The following is an 18,690-nucleotide window of genomic DNA, read 5'->3' as shown; positions in this document are numbered from 1 at the left end:
TTGACAAGGATTAAGAATTCTCAACAGTCCACGTTTGGGTGAAGACCTAGGCTGATCGGCATGGAGAGCAACGCGCGGGCCCGGACGCTGGGCGCCGAGCTGCGGGACCTGCGCAAGGCCAAGCGGGTGCGGATGGTTCAGCTGGAGCAGCAGGTCGGCATCAGCAAGAGCATGTTGAGCCGGATCGAGCGCGGCGAGCGGCTGGCCGGTGAGACCGAGGTGGCCACCATCCTCGGCGCGCTGGGCGTCGTGGGGGCGAAGCGGCGCGAACTGCTCGCGCTGGCGCGGGAAGCCGCGAAGGCAAACTGGCTGGCCACCGGACTCGGCCTGCCGCAGCAGTTGAAGGGGCTGATTGAGTACGAGCAGTTGGCCACTTCCATCACCGATGTGACGGCCTTGCTCGTACCGGGCCTCCTGCAGACGGCCGACTACGCCCGGACGATCATGATCGAGGGCGGTGTGCCCAACGCGGACGCCGACGAGCGGGTGAAGCACCGCCTCGCGCGCCAGTCGGTGCTGACCCGGGAGAACCCGGTGCCCTACCTGGCGATCATCGACGAGTTCGTGCTCCACCGCCCCGTCGGCGGGCGGGCGGTGATGGCGGCGCAACTGCGCCACCTGCACGACTCGGCGCAGCGCCCCAACGTGACCATCCGGGTAATCCCGCGGGAGCGCGGCTACCACCTCGGGCTCTACGGGTCCTTCGTGGTGCTGGAGTCGCCCCGGACGACGCCCGTGGTCCACCTGGAGAACCTGAGGACCTATCTGTTCCTGGACAGGCGGGAGGACGTGCAGGCTTACACTGATCTCAAGCCGAGCCTGTTGGCCGCCGCGGTCAGTGCCGAGGACTCGATGGAGCTGATCCTGCGGTGCGCCGAGGAGATGGAAGGGCGCCCGAAGTGACGACCTGGCGGAAGTCCAGTCGCAGCAACACCGAGTCGAACTGCGTCGAGGTGGCGCACTTGGCGGTCGAGGGCCGGGTGGCCGTTCGCGACTCGAAGAACCGGTCAGGGGTGGTGCTGGCGTTCCCCGCTGCATCCGCCGCGAGCTTCCTCGCCCGCCTCAAGCGGGGTTGACTTCCCTGGCGTCGGTGAAGCTGCCGGATGGAGCGGGCAAGGCGTGCGGCCGGACGGCATCAGGACTCCGTGAGCGTGAAGCCCACCAGGTGCGTGAAGGGCGGCAGAAGTGACGACATGGCGGAAGTCGAGCCGGAGCAACACGACGTCGAACTGCGTCGAGGTGGCGCGTTCGGCGGACCGGGTGGCGGTTCGGGACTCGAAGAACCCCGGTGGGCCGGTGTTGGCATTCCCCGTCGCGTCGACCGGCAGTTTCCTCCGGCGGGTCGGACGGGCTTGATCCCGGGCGCGGGTGTCGCAGGGGTGCGCTGACCCCGACACGCGGCGGGCACGCCTCTGCTCGCTCGGCGCCCTGGTGGTTCGGCGGGGCAGATGCCCGATTTCGGAGTATGCCGAGGGAGGACGTGAGCGGTGATCACGTGGCGGAAGTCGAGTTGGAGCACGACCGAGTCGAACTGCGTCGAGGTGGCGCGTTCGGCGGACCGGGTGGCGGTTCGGGACTCGAAGAACCCCGGTGGGCCGGTGTTGGCTTTCCCCGTCGCGTCGGCCGGCAGTTTCCTCCGACGGGTTGGGCGAGCTTGATCCCGGGCGCGGTGGGGTCGCGCTAACGTCGATCACGTGACGGACCACGCCTACCTTCGTTTCCCCCACCTGCACGGCGACCTGGTCACCTTCGTGGCAGAGGACGACGTGTGGCTCGCTCCCCTCGCCGGTGGCCGGGCCTGGCGGGTCACCGCGGACCAGGTGCCGGTGTTCTCGCCCAGGTTCGACCCGTCCGGTACGCGGCTGGCGTGGGCCAGCCGGCGCGACGGCGCGCCCGAGGTGCACCTCGCGCCGGTCGCCGGCGGCGAGGCCACCCGGCTCACCCACTGGGGCTGCGCGAACACCACCGTGCGGGGGTGGACGCCGCAGGGCGAGGTCGTCGCCGTCACCTCCGCCGGCGAGGCGACCCGGATGCGCCGGTGGGCGCACGCGCTGCCGGTCGACGGCGGTCCGTCGCGCCGCCTGCCCTACGGCTGGGTCGGCGACGTCGAGCACGGGCCGTCCGGCGAGGTCGTCGTGACCTCCATGTACGGCAAGGACCCGGCCTACTGGAAGCGCTACCGGGGCGGCTCGGCGGGGCAGCTGTGGGTCGACCCGACGGGCGACGGCGAGTTCTCCCGCATCCTGTCCGAGCTGACCTCGTCCCTGCACGCGCCGATGTGGGTGGGCGGGCGCATCGCGTTCCTGTCCGACCACGACGGCGTCGGCAGCGTGTACTCGGTGCGGCCGGACGGCTCCGACCTGCGCCGGCACACCGAGCAGGACTTCTACGCCCGCTGCGCCACCACGGACGGCCGGCGCGTCGTCTACCAGCTCGCGGGCGAGGTGTGGCTGCTCGACGGCCTGGACGCCGAGCCGCGCCGGCTGGAGATCGCGCTCGGCGGCCCCCGCTCCGCGACCCGCCCGCGCCCGGTGGCCCCGCGCCCCGACGACGTGCACCCGGACCGGACCGGCCGCGCCAGCGTGGTCGAGGTGCGCGGCACGGTGCACTGGGTGACCCACCGGGACGGCCCGGTGCGCGCCCTGGCCGAGCAGCCCGGCGTCCGCGCCCGGCTGCCGCGCGTGGTGGGCGACGGGGTCGTGTGGGTGACCGACGCGGACGGCGAGGAGGGCCTGGAGTTCGCCCCGGCGGGCGGGGTCGAGCCGGGCAACGCGCCGCGCCGGGTCGCCGTCGGCAGGCTGGGCCGGGTGCTGGAGCTGGCGGTCGCGCCCGACGGGCGGCGGCTGGCCGTCGCCACGCACGACGGGCGGCTGCTGCTGGTCGACGTGGAGTCCGGCGAGGTCCGGGAGGTGCTGCGGGAGGCGAACCCGCACGTGTCCGACCTGGCGTTCTCCCCGGACTCGAACTGGCTGGCCTGGTCGCACCCCGGGCCGAGCCCGCTGCGGCACATCCGGATGACGAACACGACCGACCTGTCCCTGGTGGACGTGACGCCGCTGCGGTTCGCGGACTTCGCGCCGACGTTCACCGAGGACGGCCGCTTCCTGGCGTTCCTGTCGGTCCGCACGTTCGACCCGGTGTACGACGCGCACGTGTTCGACCTGTCCTTCCCCACCGGCTGCCGGCCGTTCCTGCTGCCGCTGGCGGCGACGACGCCCTCGCCGTTCGATCCGCTGCGGCTGGGCCGCCCGGTCGGCGACGACGACAAGGACAAGGACAAGGAGAAGGACGACGAGAACCCGATCACCGTGGTCGACCTGGACGGCCTGGCCGACCGGGTGGTGCCGGTGCCGGTCGCGGCGGCGGGCTACTCGTCGCTGACCGCCGCGAAGGGCGGGCTGCTGTGGCTGCGCAGCGCGGTCAGCGGCGTCCTGGGCGACACCCTGCCGACGCCGTCCGCGCGGGCGCCCCGGCCGGTGCTGGAGCGCTTCGACCTGGCGAAGTCGCGGACGGACGTGCTGGTGGACGGCCTGGACGGGTTCGCGGTGACCGGTGACGGGCAGCGCGTCGTGGTGCTCGACGGCAGCGACCTGAGGGTCGTGCCGGCGGACCGGAAGGTCGACGCCGACGACCAGGACTCCGTCGAGGTGGACCTGTCCCGCCTGCGGGTCGTGGTGGACCGGGCCGCCGAGTGGCGGCAGTCCTACGCCGAGGCCGGGCGGCTGATGCGGGACCTGTTCTGGCGCACCGACATGGGCGGTGTCGACTGGGCGGGCGTGCTGGACCGGTACCGGCCGCTGGTGGACCGGCTGGGCAGCTACTCGGACCTGGTGGACCTGCTGTGGGAGGTGCAGGGCGAGCTGGGGACCTCGCACGCCTACGTGATCCCCTCCAGCGGTTGGCGCGGGCGCCCGGTGGGCCTGCTGGGCGCGGACCTGGAGCGGGACCCCTCGGGCGCGTGGCGGGTGACGCGGGTGATCCCCGGCGAGACCTCCGACCCGGCGGCCCGGTCCCCGCTGGCCGCGCCGGGCGTGGCGGTGCGCGCCGGCGACGCGATCGTCGCCGTCGACGGCCGCCAGGTCGACCCGCTGACCGGCCCCGCGCCGCTGCTGGTCGGCACGGCCGGGAAGCCGGTGGAGCTGACCGTGCGGCCGGGCGGCGGCGGCGAGCCCCGCCGGGTCGTGGTGGTGCCGCTGGAGGACGACGAGCCGCTGCGCTACCACGCGTGGGTGGCGGACCGGCGGGCGCGGACGCACGAGCTGTCCGACGGCCGGGTGGGCTACCTGCACGTGCCGGACATGATGGGCGCGGGCTGGGCGCAGCTGCACCGCGACCTGCGGGTGGAGCTGGCGCGCGAGGCCGTGGTGCTGGACGTGCGGGAGAACGGCGGCGGGCACACCTCGCAGCTGGTGGTGGAGAAGCTGGCGCGCCGGATCATCGGGTGGTCGGTGGCGCGCGGCTACACCACGCCCGACAGCTACCCGGCGGACGCGCCGCGCGGCCCGGTGGTGGCGATCGCGGACGAGTTCGCCGGGTCGGACGGCGACATCGTCAACGTGGCGATCAAGGAGATGGGCATCGGGCCGGTGGTCGGCGTGCGGACGTGGGGCGGCGTCATCGGGATCGACATGCAGTTCGACCTGGTCGACGGCACGGTGGTCACCCAGCCCCGGTACGCGATGTGGTTCGCCGGGCACGGGTGGGGCGTGGAGAACCACGGCGTGGACCCGGATGTCGAGGTGGTGATGACGCCGCAGGACCGGGTGGCCGGCCGCGACCCGCAGCTGGACACGGCGGTGAAGCTGGCGCTGGAGGCGCTGGCGCAGCGCCCGGCGGCCGTGCCGCCGCAGCTGCCGCCGCTGGGCTGACCCGGTCGGGAGCGCCGTGCCGCCGGCCCGGCCGGTGGCGGCGCCGGCGGGTCGAGCCGGTCGGCGGCACCGCGGCGGTTCCGCCGGCTCGACCGGTCGGCGGCCTCGCCGCGGCGCCGGCGGGACGCCCCGTCCGGCGGTGCGGACGGCAAGCCGGACAGGTGATCGCGGGTGCGCCCAGGGGCGGTCGCGCGACCGCCCCCGGCAGTGGCCCGGCAGTGGCCCCGGCAGTGGCCCGGCAGTGGCCCCGACAGCGCCCCTGACAGCGGCGGACCTGCGGTCGAGCGGCCAGCGGGCCGGGTGGTTCCCCGCGTTCCGGCCGGGAAACCGCGGTGAGCACGTAGCCTGGGTGCGTGGTCGTCCCGCCGCCCCCCACCACGAGACCCCGCCCGCCGGCGCCCGGTCGCGTCGGCAACCTCGTCGGCCGGCTGGCGCTCGTCGCCCTCCTGCTCGCCGTCGTGGCGGGCGGCGCCTGGGCGTTGAGCGTCGTCAACCGCCGCGACGGCGGCGACCCGCCGTTCCCCGTGCCGTTCCAGGCGGTCGAGCCCGGTTCGGCCGCTCCCGGCTCGGCGGGCCGGGTGCCGCCGCAGGCGTCCCCCGGCCAGGACCCGGCCGCCGAGCCGCTGGCGGCGTGGGCGCAGGCGTTGTCGGAGAAGACCGACGTCCCGGCCCGCGCCCTGCACGCGTACGCCACCGCCGACCTGGCCATGCAGGCCGCGCAGCCCTCGTGCCGGGTGTCGTGGGCGACGCTGGCGGGCATCGGGCGCGTCGAGTCGCACCACGGCACCCTGGGCGGCCTGCGGCTGGGCGAGGACGGCCGGCCGTCCAAGCCGATCATCGGCATCCCGCTGGACGGCAAACCGGGGGTGCGGGCCATCGCGGACAGCGACGGCGGCGCGCTCGACGGCGACCCGACCTGGGACCGGGCCGTGGGGCCGATGCAGTTCATCCCGACGACGTGGGCGCGCTACGCCTCCCGCGCGAACGGCGACGGCAACCCGCCCGACCCGCAGGACATCGACGACGCGGCGCTGGCCGCCGCGCGGTACCTGTGCTCGTCCGGCGGCGACCTGGGCACCGGGCAGGGGTGGTGGGCGGCCGTGCTGGCGTACAACAACTCGGTGAAGTACGGCCAGGACGTCTACAGCGGGGCGGACGCCTACGCGCGGGCCGGCCAGGGCTGAACGCCCAACCCGGCGACCGGGCTCAGCGGTCGCGTTCCACCGCCAGGCGGGCGCTCACCTCGCCCAGCGCTTCCTGGTACTCGGGGGTCGGGTTCATCGCCGCCGCCATGCGCAGCTGGGCCAGGGCCTCGGGCAGGCGGCTCTGGCGCTGCAGGGTCCGGCCGAGGGCGAAGCGGGCGTAGTAGTCGCTCGGGTCCAGCTCCAGCACCTTGCGGAACGCTTCCTCGGCTCTCTTGAGCTGCGCCGAGCCCAGGTAGGCCCGGCCGGCCAGCAGTTGGACGCTCGGCTCGTTCGGCGCTGCCTCGAGCACGACCCGCAGCTCGCGGAGCGCCTCCAGGGGGCGGCGCTCGGCGAGCAGCGCCTCGGCTCGGCGGAACGCCTCGAAGGTGCTGTCGGTCATGGTCCGATCAACGCTACCTCCGCGACCGGCGGTTCATCAGCAGCCGACCGGATGACGGGACGTGCCCCACCCGGTGATCAGCCGGTCGAGCACCGGCTTGATCGACCCGGGCCGCTCCACGTGGGGGTTGTGGCCCACGCCTGCCAGCACCATTCCACCCGGGCAGGCGGCGAGCAGGTCCTCGCGCGAGCACATCGGGTCGACCTCGCCCACGGCCAGGACGACCGGCGCGCGGGCCGCCGCCAGCAGGCCCGGCACGTCGGGCGCGCCGATCCCGAACGCGGCCGGGTCCAGCGCCGCGCGCCACCCGCCGGGCGCCGCGACGACGCCGTGCTCCAGCGGCACGCCCGCCAGCCTCGCGGCGCGCTCCGCGGCCTCCTCGCGGGTCGGGTGGACCCGCGCGGGCTTGTCGGCCAGGGCCCGCACCCGCGCCAGGTCGTCGGCGGACCACCGCAGCTTGACGCCGACGCCCGCCGCCACCCGGACCTGCACCCCGAACCAGCCGGAGGCCAGCGCCAGCGCCACCACGCCGCCCAGCGAGTGCCCCAGCACCGCCACCGGGCCGGGCGGCACGACCGGGGCGACCGCCGCCGCGAACGCGCCGAACGAGTAGCGCTCCAGCGGGTCCGAGCGGCCGTGGCCGGGCAGGTCCACCGCCAGCCACGAGCCCGGCCAGTGCGGCACGACGCCCCGCCACACCTCGGCCGTCGCGCCCAGGCCGTGCAGGAGGACCAGGAGCGGCCCCTCGCCGCCGCGCTCCACGTGGATCACGCCGGAACCCCCTCGTGCCGGTGACGTCCAGGACATCGTCGACCCGGGCACGTGTGCCCGGGGTGTGCCCACGCCGCGTTCACCCGCTCGCGGGACAGGGAGGTGGTCCGCGCGGACGGCGCCGTGGGCGTGCGGTCGGTCCCGCGGTCGCCGACCTGCCGCTGCCGGCCGAGGTCTTCGGGGTCCCGCGCGGCGACCGCGCGCCGGCGCCCCCCGACCGCGACGAGCGCGCGCCCGCCGACCCGCACCGGTCCGAACGTCACGCGCGGCGGGCGGGCACCGGCCATTCGGCCGCGGCCCGCGCTCCGCCCGGACGCGCGCCCCGCCTCGACGCGCGCCCGGCCCGACTCCGGTCGGACTTCCGGAACGGGGTCGGGAGCCCGGCCGTGCGCCACCAACTAGGCTCGTCGGCGATACGACGATGGTCTGACTAGGGAGCGCACGTGGCGGTCATCGAGCAGGTCGGCGCCCGCGAGATCCTGGACTCGCGAGGCAACCCCACCGTTGAGGTCGAGGTGGCGCTGGACGACGGCACGCTGGAGCGCGCGGCCGTGCCCTCGGGCGCGTCGACGGGTGAGCACGAGGCGGTCGAACTCCGCGACGGCGACGCGAAGCGGTACCTGGGCAAGGGCGTCGAGCGGGCGGTCACCGCCGTGCTCGACGAGATCGGTCCCGAGCTGGTCGGCATCGAGGCCGTCGAGCAGCGGGTGGTCGACCAGAAGCTGGTCGACCTGGACGGCACGCCGGACAAGTCCCGCCTGGGCGCGAACGCCATCCTCGGCGTGTCGCTGGCCGTGGCGAAGGCGGCGGCGGCGTCCAGCGGCCTGGAGCTGTTCCGGTACGTCGGCGGCCCCAACGCGCACGTGCTGCCGGTGCCGATGCTCAACATCCTCAACGGCGGCGCGCACGCCGACACCGACGTCGACATCCAGGAGTTCATGATCGCGCCGATCGGCGCGGACTCCTTCCGCGAGGCCCTGCGCTGGGGCGCGGAGGTCTACCACTCGCTCAAGTCCGTGCTCAAGGGCAAGGGCCTGGGCACCGGCCTGGGCGACGAGGGCGGCTTCGCGCCGGCGCTGTCGAGCAACCGCGACGCGCTGGACCTGATCCTCCAGGCCATCGAGAAGGCGGGCTACGCGCCCGGCCGCGACATCGCGCTGGCCCTGGACGTGGCGGCCACCGAGTTCTTCTCCGACGGCGCCTACACGTTCGAGAAGACCAAGCGCAGCGCCGAGCAGATGACCGGCTACTACGCCGAGCTGGTGAACTCCTACCCGCTGGTGTCCATCGAGGACCCGCTGTCGGAGGACGACTGGGACGGCTGGGTGCAGCTGACCGCCGAGCTGGGCGAGAAGGTGCAGATCGTCGGCGACGACCTGTTCGTCACCAACCCGGAGCGCCTGGAGGAGGGCATCTCCCGCCGCGCGGCCAACGCGCTGCTGGTGAAGGTCAACCAGATCGGCACGCTGTCGGAGACGCTGGACGCGGTCGCGCTGGCCACCTCCTACGGCTACAAGTCGATGATGTCGCACCGGTCCGGCGAGACCGAGGACACCACCATCGCCGACCTGGCGGTGGCGACCGGCGCGGGCCAGATCAAGACCGGCGCGCCCGCGCGCGGCGAGCGCACGGCGAAGTACAACCAGCTGCTGCGCATCGAAGAGGCGCTGGGCGACGCGGCGCGCTACGCGGGCGAGCTGGCCTTCCCGCGGTACACGCCGGAGGGCTGATGGCGGACCGGGAGCGGGGCTCCCGGCGCGGCGGCAAGGCCGTGCCGGGGTCCCGGCCTGACCGCTCCGGGCGCGCGGGCAGGTCGGGCCGCGCGGCCGGCGCGGGCGGGTCCGGCGCGGGTGCGCCCGGTCGGGCGGCCGGCGCCGGCGGTTCCGGCAAGTCCGGCGCGGCCGGCAAGTCGGGTGCGCCGGGCAAGTCGGGTGCGGCCGGCAAGTCGGGCGCGTCGGGGAAGTCGGGTGCGGCCGGCAAGTCGGGCGCGTCGGGGAAGTCGGGTGCGCCGGGCAAGGCGGGTTCGTCCGGGAAGCCGGGCGGCGGCAGGTCCGGCGCGTCGGGCAAGGCGGGCGCGTCGGGCAAGGCGGGCAAGGCGGGCGCGAGCGGCTCGGGGCGGCTCGGGCGGTTCGCCCGGTCCGGCGGCGAGCGCGGCGGCGCGCGGCCGGCGGAGTCGCGGCGGGAGCGCTCGGCGCGGGTGGCCGAGCACGCCAGGGCCGCGCGGGCGGCCCGGGCGGCGCGCGCGGGCCGGCCGCAGTCCAGGGCCCGGTCGCGGGAGGGCACCGGCGGCGCGTTCGGCATGACCGGCACGCGGCGGGCGGCCCTGCTGGCGATGGTGGTGTGCGCGCTGGCGCTGAGCATCGCCGTGCCGCTGCGCACCTACCTGGCCCAGCGCGAGGAGCTGCGCGAGGTCACCGCCTCGCAGGAGGAGCTGCGCGCCGAGGTCGGGCAGCTGGAGCAGCGCAAGAGGGAGCTGGCCGATCCCGCGCACCTGGAGGCGGAGGCGCGCCGGCGGCTGCACTACGTGCGGCCCGGCGAGACGCCGTACGTGGTCCAACTGCCCGGTGACGCGGAGCGGACCCCGGAGGAGGAGCGGCCGGCGACGGCGCCGGCGGCGGACAAGGCTTGGTACGAGCAGCTGTGGGATTCGGTGGCGGCGCGATGACGGTGGACGAGAGGGACTCGGCGGTCGTCGCCGAGCAGCTGGGGCGCGCCCCGCGCGGCATGAGGGCGGTGGCGGCGCGGTGCCCGAGCGGGCACCCGGCGGTCGTGCAGACCAGCCCGCGGCTGGAGGACGGCACGCCGTTCCCGACGCTGTACTACCTGACGTGCCCGCGCCTGAACTCCTTCGTCAGCAGGCTGGAGGGCGCCGGCCTGATGAAGGAGATGACCGACCGGCTGGCGCAGGACGAGGAGCTGGCGCGGCGCTACCTGCGGGCGCACGAGTCGTACCTGGCCGAGCGGGACGCGATCGAGCCGCTGGGCACGCAGGTCACCGCGGGCGGGATGCCGACGCGGGTCAAGTGCCTGCACGTCCACGTGGCGCACGCGCTGGCCGCCGGGCCGGGCGTCAACCCGTTCGGCGACGAGGCGCTGGAGCTGCTCGCGCAGTGGTGGCCCAGCGGGGACTGCGCGTCAAAGGTGAACGACTGACCTTCGGGGCAGTTCCCGGTGCGGAAGTCCCCCGCGGCCGTGACACGGCGCTGGGGATCAGGCAGGCTTGTCCGGGGGCCGAAGCGGGATTCGCCGAGGAGTGGAGTTCGTGGCTGTGCCGAAGCGACGTGGACGCAAGCGCAAGGCGACGCGGCGGCCGACGCTGACCCCGCGGCAGTGGGGCCTGGCGGCGACGGCGACGTGCGCGATGCTCGTCCCGACCCTGCTGCACGCGACCGGCGGCGTCGACTGGGTCAACGTCGCGGGCAGCTCGGACCTGGAGGCGTTCCCGCCGGGCGCCGGCGACGTGCTGGGCACCCTGCACCTGCGGGACTCGGGCGCGCTGGGCGTGTCCGGCCGGCTGCCGGAGACCGACGAGCTGAGCGCGGGCCTGCTGGCGGAGGCCGACGACCCGTCGGACTTCGGCGACGACCTGCCGCCGTTCGACGGGGTCGACGGCGACCTGGTCGCGGGGCAGCTGGGCATCCCGGGCGTGATGCTGGACGCGTACATGAAGGCCGCCGACCGGCTCGCCGCGACCACCCCGGGCTGCAACCTGCACTGGTCGCTGCTGGCGGGCATCGGGCGCATCGAGTCCGGGCACGCGCGCGGCGGCCGGGTCGACGCCCGAGGCGACACGGTGCACCCGATCCTGGGCCCGGTGCTCAACGGCGGTCCGGGCATCGCCGCGATCCGCGACACCGACGGCGGCCGGTACGACTCCGACACCACGTGGGACCGCGCGGTCGGTCCGATGCAGTTCATCCCGTCCACCTGGGCCGGGTACGCCGCGGACGGCAACGGCGACGGCCAGGCCAACCCGAACAACGTCTACGACGCGACCGCGGGCGCGGGCAACTACCTGTGCGCGGGCGGCGGTGACCTGTCGGACCCGGAGCAGCGGGCGAAGGCGGTGTTCCGCTACAACCACTCCGACGAGTACGTGCGGACGGTCCTGTTCTGGGCCGACGCCTACGCCGACGGCGTGACGCCGATGCCCGGCCTGACCGGCTCGGACGAGGACTTCCTCCCGGTGGGGGACGAGGAGCCGACCGGCGGCACGTACCCGCCGCACGACGGCGGCACCACCCCGCCGGGCGCCACGACGAACCCGCCCGCGCCCAACCCCCCGTCGTCGAACCCGCCGTCCTCCACCCCGCCGTCGTCCCCGGCCCCCAGCACGACGCGGTCGCGGTCCGCGACGTTCACGGTGGTGCCGACCACGTCGTCCAGCACCACCACGACGACCACCACGACGACGACGACCACCACCACCACCACGACCACGCCGACGACCACCACGCCGACGACCACCACGACGTCGTCGCAGCCGCCGTCGCCGAACTGCCCCACAACGCCGCCGACCACCACGACGACGCCGACCACCACCACGCCGACGACGACGCCGCCGACCACGCCGCCCTCCGAGGCGCCGGACGACTGCGCGACCGGGAGCGGCGACCAGGCCGCCACCGGGACGCCCGCCCAGGTCACCACCGGGACGCCGGAGCGGTCCGCGCCCGAGTCGCGGCCGGCCACGGTCGTCCAGCCCACGTCCTCGATGAAGCCCCGGTAACCCGCCGGCGTAGCTTCTTCCTCCGGCGACGGCGGCCCCGCCGTCGCCGCTACGGGAGGGGTGTCATGGCGCGCGTGGCCGCGATCGACTGCGGGACCAACTCGATCCGCCTGCTGGTGGCCGACGTGACCGCGGCCGACGACGGCTCGCGGTGGTTGCGGGACGTGCACCGGGAGATGCGGGTCGTGCGGCTGGGCGCGGGCGTGGACGCGACGGGCGTGCTGGGCGCCGAGGCGCTGGAGCGGACCCGGGCGGCGCTGGCCGACTACGCGAACGTCCTGCGCCGCAAGGGGGCCGAGCGGGTGCGGATGGTCGCGACCTCGGCGACCCGCGACGCCGCGAACCGCGACGAGTTCTTCGCCATGACCCGCGCCGTGCTGGGCGTCGAGGCCGAGGTGATCTCCGGCGACGAGGAGGCCCGGCTGTCGTTCACCGGGGCCGTGGCGGACCTGGACGCGGCCGACGGGCCGTTCCTGGTCTCCGACGTGGGCGGCGGGTCGACCGAGCTGGTGCTGGGCACGTGGGACGGCGTGCGGGGCGAGGTGACCGCCGCGCGGTCGGTGGACATCGGCTGCGTGCGGCTGACCGAGCGCTGCCTGCGCTCGGACCCGCCGACCGAGGCCGAGGTGGCCGACGCCGTCGCGGTCGCCTCGGAGGTGCTGGCCGAGGCGTTCGCCGCGGTGCCGACCGCCGGGGCGAGCACCTGGATCGGCGTCGCCGGCACGGTGACCACCCTCGTGGCGCTGGCGAAGGGGCTGCCGGAGTACGACTCCGAGCGGATCCACCTGGCGCGGCTGGGCGTCGACGACATCCGGGAGGTCACCGCGCGGTTGCTCACCATGAGTCACGACGAGCGGGCGGCTTTGGGCCCGATGCACCCCGGACGGGTGGATGTCATCAACGGCGGCGCGCTCGTCGTGCGGACCCTGGCCGAGCACCTGGCGGCTCAGGGGATCACCGAGCTGGTCGCGAGCGAGCACGACATCCTCGACGGCATCGCCTTCGCCCTGAGCTGAACCGCAGGTGGGAGCGGGTGCCCACCGGCCTTCACACCTTATTCGAACGTCAACTGGGATTGTTCGTGACGAGGTTGTGACCCCATCACCCATGTGGCGTGCAGCACTGCCCTAATAGCGTCACCGACACGCTGTGGAGGCGGGCGGCTCTGCTCGGTCACCCCGGAGGTGGGAGAACGCATGTCACGAGCATTACTGGTTCCGGCTGCGATCGCGACGGCCCTGGTCGCGGCGGGCTGCGGGGCCACGGAGACCTCATCCGGCACGAACGCCGACGCCGGGATCAGCATCTTCAACACCGAGCCGGAGAACCCGCTGGTGCCGGGCAACACCACCGAGGTGGGCGGCAGCCGCGTGCTGGACGCCATGTTCACCGGGCTGGTGGAGTACCGCAGCGAGGACGCGCAGCCGGAGAACGCGATGGCCGAGTCGATCGAGACGACCGACTCGAAGGTGTTCACCGTGAAGATCAAGAAGGACTGGAAGTTCCACGACGGCAGCGCGGTGACCGCGAAGAGCTTCGTGGACGCCTGGAACTGGACCGCCTACGGGCCCAACGCCACGCAGGGCGCCTCCTTCTTCTCCCAGGTCCAGGGCTACGCGGACGTCCACCCCGCCGACCCCGACGGCGCGGACGGCCCCCAGAAGGCGCCGGCGCCCGCCACCGACAAGATGTCCGGCCTGGCGGTCGTGGACGACCACACGTTCACCGTCACGCTGTCCGAGCCGTTCGCGGTGTTCCCGGTCACCGTCGGCTACGAGGTCTTCGCGCCGCTGCCGGAGGCGTTCTTCAAGGACCGCGCGGCGTTCGAGGCCAACCCGGTCGGCAACGGGCCGTTCAGGTTCGTCTCGCGCACGGTCGGCACCGACATCAAGCTGACCCGCTACGACGACTACCAGGGCGCGGACAAGCCGAAGTTCAAGGACCTGACGCTGAAGGTCTACCAGAGCCGCGAGTCGGCCTACGCCGACATCGTCTCGGGCAACCTGGACTTCATGGAGGAGCTGCCGCCCAACGCCCTGGCGGGGCGCAAGTACGAGGGCGACCTCGGCGACCGGGTGGTGAAGCGGGAGACGCTGAACAACCAGACGATCGCGTTCCCGTTCTACACCGCGCCCTACGACAACGCCTCGCTGCGCCGCGCGATCTCCATGGCGATCAACCGCGAGGAGATCACCGAGCGGATCTACGCCGGCACGCGCAAGCCCGCCGACGGCTGGGTGCACCCGCTGATCAAGGGCTACCAGCCGGGGCAGTGCGGCGACTACTGCCGGTTCGACCCGGACAAGGCCAAGGCGGAGTTCGCGAAGTCCGGCTACACCGGGGAGATCGTGCTGCTGTCCAACACCGACAGCGGGCACCAGGAGTGGGCCGAGGCGGTCGCCAACAGCATCAAGAGCACCCTCGGCGTCGAGGCCCGGTTCGTGCCGACGACCAGCTTCGGCGAGTTCCGGCAGAAGGTGAACGCGCACGAGATGACCGGCATGTACCGGTCGGGCTGGATCGCGGACTACCCGTCGATCGAGAACTGGCTGACCCCGCTGTTCCGCACCGGCGCGTCGTCCAACGACGGCCTCTACAGCAACCCGGCGTTCGACGCGAAGCTGGCGGAGGCGGACAAGGCGCCCAGCGAGGAGCAGGCGATCGAGCTCTACCTGGAGGCGGAGCGGATGCTCGCGCCGGACATGCCGTCCATCCCGCTGTGGACCCAGACGACCATCGCGGGCAAGTCCAGCCGCCTCAAGGTCGCGAACCTGCACGCGTTCCGCAAGCTCGACCTCGCCTCGGTGGAAGTCGCGCAGTAGCGGGCCGAACCGGCTTCGGCGGGTCGGCGACCGGCGGGTCGGGCCCCGCGCGCGGGTGACCGCGGCGCGGGGCCCGGCCCCGGCGCGGCCCGCCGCTGGAGAGATCGAAGGGGCTGGCGGTGGGCTTCTACGTCCTGCGCAGGCTGTTGCAGATGGTCCCGGTGTTCCTGGGGACCACGTTCCTGATCTACGCGATGGTGTGGGCGGTGCCGGGCGACCCGTTCGCGGGCAAGTGCGGCGAGCGGGACTGCCCGGAGACCTACATCGCCATGATGCGGGAGAAGTTCAACCTGGACGACCCGCTGCTCGTGCAGTACGGGAAGTACCTGTGGATGCTGGTGCGGGGCGATTTCGGCGTGACCTCGTCCGGTCTGTCGGTGGGCGACCAGATCGCCACCGCGTTCCCGGTGACGCTGCGGCTGGCGCTGGTGGCGCTGCTGGTCGAGGCGGTCATCGGCATCACGGCCGGCGTGGTGAGCGGGCTGCGCAACCGGGGGTTCCTGGACACCCTGGTGCTGGTGTCGACGCTGTTCCTGATCTCCGTGCCGGTGTTCGTCACCGGGTACGTGGTGCAGCTGGTGTTCGGCCTGCAACTGGGCCTGATCTCGCCGACGGTCACGTCACCGACGTTCGGCAACCTCGTGGTGCCCGGGTTCGTGCTGGCGTCGCTGTCGATGGCCTACGTGGCCCGGCTCGCGCGCGCCGGCATCGCCGAGAACCGGCGGGCCGACTACGTGCGGACCGCGCTGGCCAAGGGGTTGCCCACCAAGCGGGTGGTGGGCGTGCACCTGCTGCGCAACTCGCTGATCCCGGTGATCACGTTCCTGGGCACCGACCTGGGCGCGTTCCTGGGCGGGGCGATCGTCACCGAGGGCATCTTCAACGTGCCCGGCGTGGGCGGGTTGGTGTTCCGCTCGATCCTAGCCAAGGACGGCGCGATGGTGACCGGCGTGGTCACCATCCTGGTGCTGGTCTACCTGCTGATGACGCTGCTGGTGGACCTGCTCTACGCCGTGCTCGACCCGAGGATTCGCTATGACTGAGCACATCGCGGTGCTGGCGCCGGACAAGCCCCGCGGCCTGGTCGGCGACGCGTGGCACGTGCTGCGCGCCCGGCCGCTGTTCTGGGTGTCGACGTCGATCATCCTGCTGGTGGTGCTGATGGCCCTGTTCCCGGGGCTGTTCACCTCCGCCGACCCGACGCAGGGGCTGCTGTCGCGCAACTACGAGCCGCCCTCGGCCAAGGCGTGGTTCGGCTACGACAACCAGGGCTACGACGTCTACGCGCGGGTGGTCCACGGCGCGCGGGCGTCCATCGTGGTCGGCGTGCTGGCGACGGGCGGCGTGGTTCTGGTGGGCGCGACGATCGGGCTGCTGGCCGGGTTCTACGGCGGCTGGCTGGACGCGGTGGTGTCGCGGATCGCGGACGTCTTCGTCGGCGTGCCGTTCGTGCTCGGCGCGATCGTCATCCTGACCACGCTGAACGCGGACGGCGACCCCGGCCCGGTGCGGATCGTGGCGCAGGTCGTGCTGTCCCTGGCGGTGCTGTCGTGGCCGGTGTCGATGCGCATCATGCGGTCCACGGCGATCGCGGCCAAGCAGCAGGACTACGTGAAGGCGGCGCGGGCGCTGGGCGCCTCGCCGCGGCGGATCATCACCAAGCACATGCTGCCCAACTGCATCGCGCCCGTGCTGGTGTACTCCACGATCGCGCTGGGGGCGTTCATCGGGGCCGAGGCGACGCTGTCCTACCTGGGCATCGGGCTGCGGCAGCCGGTCGTGTCGTGGGGTGTGATGATCAACAGCGCCAAGGACTACCTGCGGGTCGCGCCGCACGCCCTGCTGTTCCCGGCGGGTTTCCTGACCGCCACGGTGCTCGCGTTCGTGATGCTGGGCGACGCGGTGCGCGAAGCCCTCGACCCGAAACTCCGGTAGGAGGCTGCTGGTGACGGCGTTGTTGGAGGTCGAGGACCTGCACGTCGAGTTCCGCACGCGCGACGGCGTGGCGCGGGTGCTCAACGGGGTGGGCTACCACGTCGACGCGGGGGAGACCCTGGCGGTGCTGGGCGAGTCCGGCTCCGGCAAGAGCGTGACCGCGCAGGCGGTCATGGGCATCCTGGACACCCCGCCCGCCTTCGTGACGCGCGGTGCGGTGCGGTTCCACGGCGAGGACCTGCTGGCGGCGAGCGAGCAGCGGCGGCGGGAGGTGCGCGCCGAGGGCATCGCGATGATCTTCCAGGACGCGCTGTCGGCGTTGAACCCGGTGTTCACCGTGGGGTTCCAGATCGAGGAGCAGCTGCGGCTGCGGCGGGGGATGAGCCGCGCCGACGCGCGCAAGCGGGCCGTGGAGCTGCTGGACCTGGTGCGCATCCCGCACGCGCGGCAGCGGGTGCGCGAGTACCCGCACCAGTTCTCCGGCGGGATGCGGCAGCGGGCGATGATCGCGATGTCGCTCGCGCTGGACCCGGAGGTGCTGATCGCGGACGAGCCGACCACGGCGCTGGACGTGACGGTGCAGGCGCAGATCATGGACCTGCTGGCGGAGATCCAGCGGGAGCGGCGGATGGGCCTGGTGCTGATCACGCACGACCTGGGCGTGGTCGCGGAGGTCGCGGACCGGATCGTCGTCATGTACGCGGGCCGCATCGTCGAGCAGGCCGACGCGCGGTCGCTGTTCCGCGCGCCGGGCCACCCGTACACGGAGGCGCTGATGAGGTCGCTGCCGCGGCTGGACGGCAAGGGGGCGGCGCTGGACACGATCAAGGGGCTGCCGCCCAACCTGCTGCGCATCCCGCCGGGCTGCCCGTTCCACCCGCGCTGCCCGCGCGCCCGGGACGTGTGCTCGGTGGACGTGCCCGCCGAGGTCCCGCTGGGGCCGGGGCGGGTCAGCGCGTGCCACTTCGCGGCGGAGGTGCTCCATGGCTGAACTGCTGGAGGTCCGGGACCTGGTCAAGCACTTCCCGGTGACCCGGGGCGTGCTGTTCAAGCGGACCATCGGCCACGTGCGGGCGGTGGACGGCGTGTCGTTCACGCTCTCGGCGGGCGAGACGCTCGGCGTCGTGGGCGAGTCGGGCTGCGGGAAGTCCACCCTGGCGCAGGTGCTGATGCGGCTGGAGCCGCCGACCTCGGGGGATGCCCTCTTCGAGGGCGAGCCGATGTTCTCCTTGCGCGGCAACGCCTTGCGCGACCTGCGGCGCAACATGCAGATCGTGCTCCAGGACCCGTACACGTCGCTGAACCCGCGCATGACGGTGGGCGACATCGTGGGCGAGCCGTTCGAGATCCACCCGGAGGTCGCGCCCAGGGGGTCGCGCGCCGCGCGGGTCCGCGAGCTGCTCGACGTGGTCGGGCTCAACCCCGAGCACATCAACCGCTACCCGCACCAGTTCTCGGGCGGCCAGCGGCAGCGCGTCGGGATCGCGCGGGCGCTCGCGCTGCGGCCCAAGGTGATCGTGTGCGACGAGCCGGTGTCCGCGCTGGACGTGTCGATCCAGGCGCAGGTGATGAACCTGCTGCGGGAGCTGCAGGCCGAGTTCGGCCTCGCGTACGTGTTCATCGCGCACGACCTGTCGGTGGTGCGGCACCTGTCCGACCGGGTGGCCGTGATGTACCTCGGCAAGATCGTGGAGATCGGCACCGAGGAGGAGATCTACCGCCACCCCACCCACCCGTACACCCAGGCGCTGCTGTCGGCCGTGCCGGTGGCCGACCCGGAGCTGCGCGGGCAGCGGGACGTGATCCGGCTGACCGGCGACGTGCCCTCGCCGATCGACCCGCCGTCGGGCTGCCGGTTCCGCACGAGGTGCTGGAAGGCGCAGGACATCTGCGCGCGGGAGGAGCCGGCGCTGGTGGACCGGGGCGGCCACCCCAGCGCCTGCCACTTCGCGGAGGAGCGCTCCGTTGTGCCGTGAGCGCG

General features: G+C 73.8%; 18 protein-coding genes. 16 read left to right on the top strand and 2 right to left on the bottom strand.

The window, feature by feature from the left end; all coding sequences use genetic code 11:
- Positions 1 to 60: 60 nt before the first annotated feature.
- The 6 genes from JOE68_RS11820 to JOE68_RS11795 all read left to right on the top strand — a co-directional run bounded on the left by JOE68_RS11820 (position 61) and on the right by JOE68_RS11795 (position 6,052).
- A complete protein-coding gene (locus JOE68_RS11820; protein WP_204842406.1) occupies positions 61 to 903 on the top strand; it encodes a helix-turn-helix domain-containing protein in 843 nt (280 codons plus the stop codon).
- Positions 900 to 1,076, top strand: a complete 177-nt coding sequence (locus tag JOE68_RS11815; RefSeq protein WP_204842405.1) for a DUF397 domain-containing protein — start codon at positions 900 to 902, stop codon at positions 1,074 to 1,076. Before JOE68_RS11820 ends, JOE68_RS11815 begins: the two co-directional genes overlap by 4 nt.
- A gap of 109 nt (positions 1,077 to 1,185) precedes the next feature.
- A complete protein-coding gene (locus tag JOE68_RS11810; RefSeq protein WP_204842404.1) occupies positions 1,186 to 1,356 on the top strand; it encodes a DUF397 domain-containing protein in 171 nt (56 codons plus the stop codon).
- A gap of 131 nt (positions 1,357 to 1,487) precedes the next feature.
- Positions 1,488 to 1,658, top strand: a complete 171-nt coding sequence (locus JOE68_RS11805; protein WP_346038621.1) for a DUF397 domain-containing protein — start codon at positions 1,488 to 1,490, stop codon at positions 1,656 to 1,658.
- Between the two features lie 36 nt (positions 1,659 to 1,694).
- Positions 1,695 to 4,868 (top strand): S41 family peptidase, encoded by a 3,174-nt coding sequence (locus JOE68_RS11800; protein ID WP_204842403.1) that lies wholly within the window; start codon positions 1,695 to 1,697, stop codon positions 4,866 to 4,868.
- A 353-nt stretch (positions 4,869 to 5,221) separates the two neighbouring features.
- Positions 5,222 to 6,052 carry a lytic murein transglycosylase gene (locus JOE68_RS11795; protein ID WP_307819640.1) on the top strand — a complete coding sequence of 277 codons (831 nt, stop codon included), beginning with the start codon at positions 5,222 to 5,224 and terminating at the stop codon, positions 6,050 to 6,052.
- Between the two features lie 22 nt (positions 6,053 to 6,074).
- Here the strand turns inward: JOE68_RS11795 and JOE68_RS11790 are convergent, their stop codons facing one another.
- Entirely contained in the window at positions 6,075 to 6,452 is a 378-nt protein-coding gene (locus tag JOE68_RS11790; RefSeq protein ID WP_204842402.1) for a tetratricopeptide repeat protein, read from the bottom strand.
- Between the two features lie 36 nt (positions 6,453 to 6,488).
- Positions 6,489 to 7,223 (bottom strand): alpha/beta fold hydrolase, encoded by a 735-nt coding sequence (locus JOE68_RS11785; protein ID WP_307819639.1) that lies wholly within the window; start codon positions 7,221 to 7,223, stop codon positions 6,489 to 6,491.
- A 443-nt stretch (positions 7,224 to 7,666) separates the two neighbouring features.
- Between JOE68_RS11785 and eno the strand changes: the two genes are divergently transcribed.
- From eno to JOE68_RS11735, 10 genes are all read left to right on the top strand, one after another.
- Positions 7,667 to 8,953: a phosphopyruvate hydratase gene (gene eno, locus JOE68_RS11780; RefSeq protein ID WP_204842400.1), complete on the top strand. Its 1,287-nt coding sequence runs from the start codon at positions 7,667 to 7,669 to the stop codon at positions 8,951 to 8,953.
- Positions 8,953 to 9,888 (top strand): FtsB family cell division protein, encoded by a 936-nt coding sequence (locus JOE68_RS31115; protein ID WP_239562215.1) that lies wholly within the window; start codon positions 8,953 to 8,955, stop codon positions 9,886 to 9,888. The genes eno and JOE68_RS31115 overlap by 1 nt, the downstream gene beginning before the upstream one ends.
- Positions 9,885 to 10,376, top strand: a complete 492-nt coding sequence (locus tag JOE68_RS11770; protein WP_204842399.1) for a DUF501 domain-containing protein — start codon at positions 9,885 to 9,887, stop codon at positions 10,374 to 10,376. The genes JOE68_RS31115 and JOE68_RS11770 overlap by 4 nt, the downstream gene beginning before the upstream one ends.
- Before the next feature lie 109 nt (positions 10,377 to 10,485).
- The gene (locus JOE68_RS11765) at positions 10,486 to 11,952 is read left to right on the top strand and encodes a lytic transglycosylase domain-containing protein (protein WP_307819638.1); all 1,467 of its coding nucleotides are present in this window, start codon (positions 10,486 to 10,488) and stop codon (positions 11,950 to 11,952) included.
- A gap of 65 nt (positions 11,953 to 12,017) precedes the next feature.
- Positions 12,018 to 12,968 (top strand): Ppx/GppA phosphatase family protein, encoded by a 951-nt coding sequence (locus JOE68_RS11760; protein ID WP_204842398.1) that lies wholly within the window; start codon positions 12,018 to 12,020, stop codon positions 12,966 to 12,968.
- Between the two features lie 180 nt (positions 12,969 to 13,148).
- Positions 13,149 to 14,774: a peptide ABC transporter substrate-binding protein gene (locus tag JOE68_RS11755; protein ID WP_204842397.1), complete on the top strand. Its 1,626-nt coding sequence runs from the start codon at positions 13,149 to 13,151 to the stop codon at positions 14,772 to 14,774.
- Between the two features lie 119 nt (positions 14,775 to 14,893).
- On the top strand, positions 14,894 to 15,817 hold the full coding sequence (locus tag JOE68_RS11750; RefSeq protein ID WP_204842396.1) for an ABC transporter permease: 924 nt from the start codon (positions 14,894 to 14,896) through the stop codon (positions 15,815 to 15,817).
- On the top strand, positions 15,810 to 16,709 hold the full coding sequence (locus JOE68_RS11745) for an ABC transporter permease (RefSeq protein ID WP_204842395.1): 900 nt from the start codon (positions 15,810 to 15,812) through the stop codon (positions 16,707 to 16,709). The genes JOE68_RS11750 and JOE68_RS11745 overlap by 8 nt, the downstream gene beginning before the upstream one ends.
- A 10-nt stretch (positions 16,710 to 16,719) precedes the next feature.
- The gene (locus JOE68_RS11740) at positions 16,720 to 17,700 is read left to right on the top strand and encodes an ABC transporter ATP-binding protein (protein ID WP_204842394.1); all 981 of its coding nucleotides are present in this window, start codon (positions 16,720 to 16,722) and stop codon (positions 17,698 to 17,700) included.
- A complete protein-coding gene (locus JOE68_RS11735) occupies positions 17,693 to 18,685 on the top strand; it encodes an ABC transporter ATP-binding protein (protein ID WP_204842393.1) in 993 nt (330 codons plus the stop codon). Before JOE68_RS11740 ends, JOE68_RS11735 begins: the two co-directional genes overlap by 8 nt.
- Positions 18,686 to 18,690: the final 5 nt, after the last annotated feature.

Origin of the sequence: Saccharothrix algeriensis, from assembly GCF_016907655.1 — a bacterium.
Taxonomy (GTDB): Bacteria; Actinomycetota; Actinomycetes; order Mycobacteriales; family Pseudonocardiaceae; genus Actinosynnema; species Actinosynnema algeriense.
The sequence above is the reverse complement of the archived record's forward strand: the minus strand, read 5'-3'. Positions and strand labels throughout refer to the sequence as shown.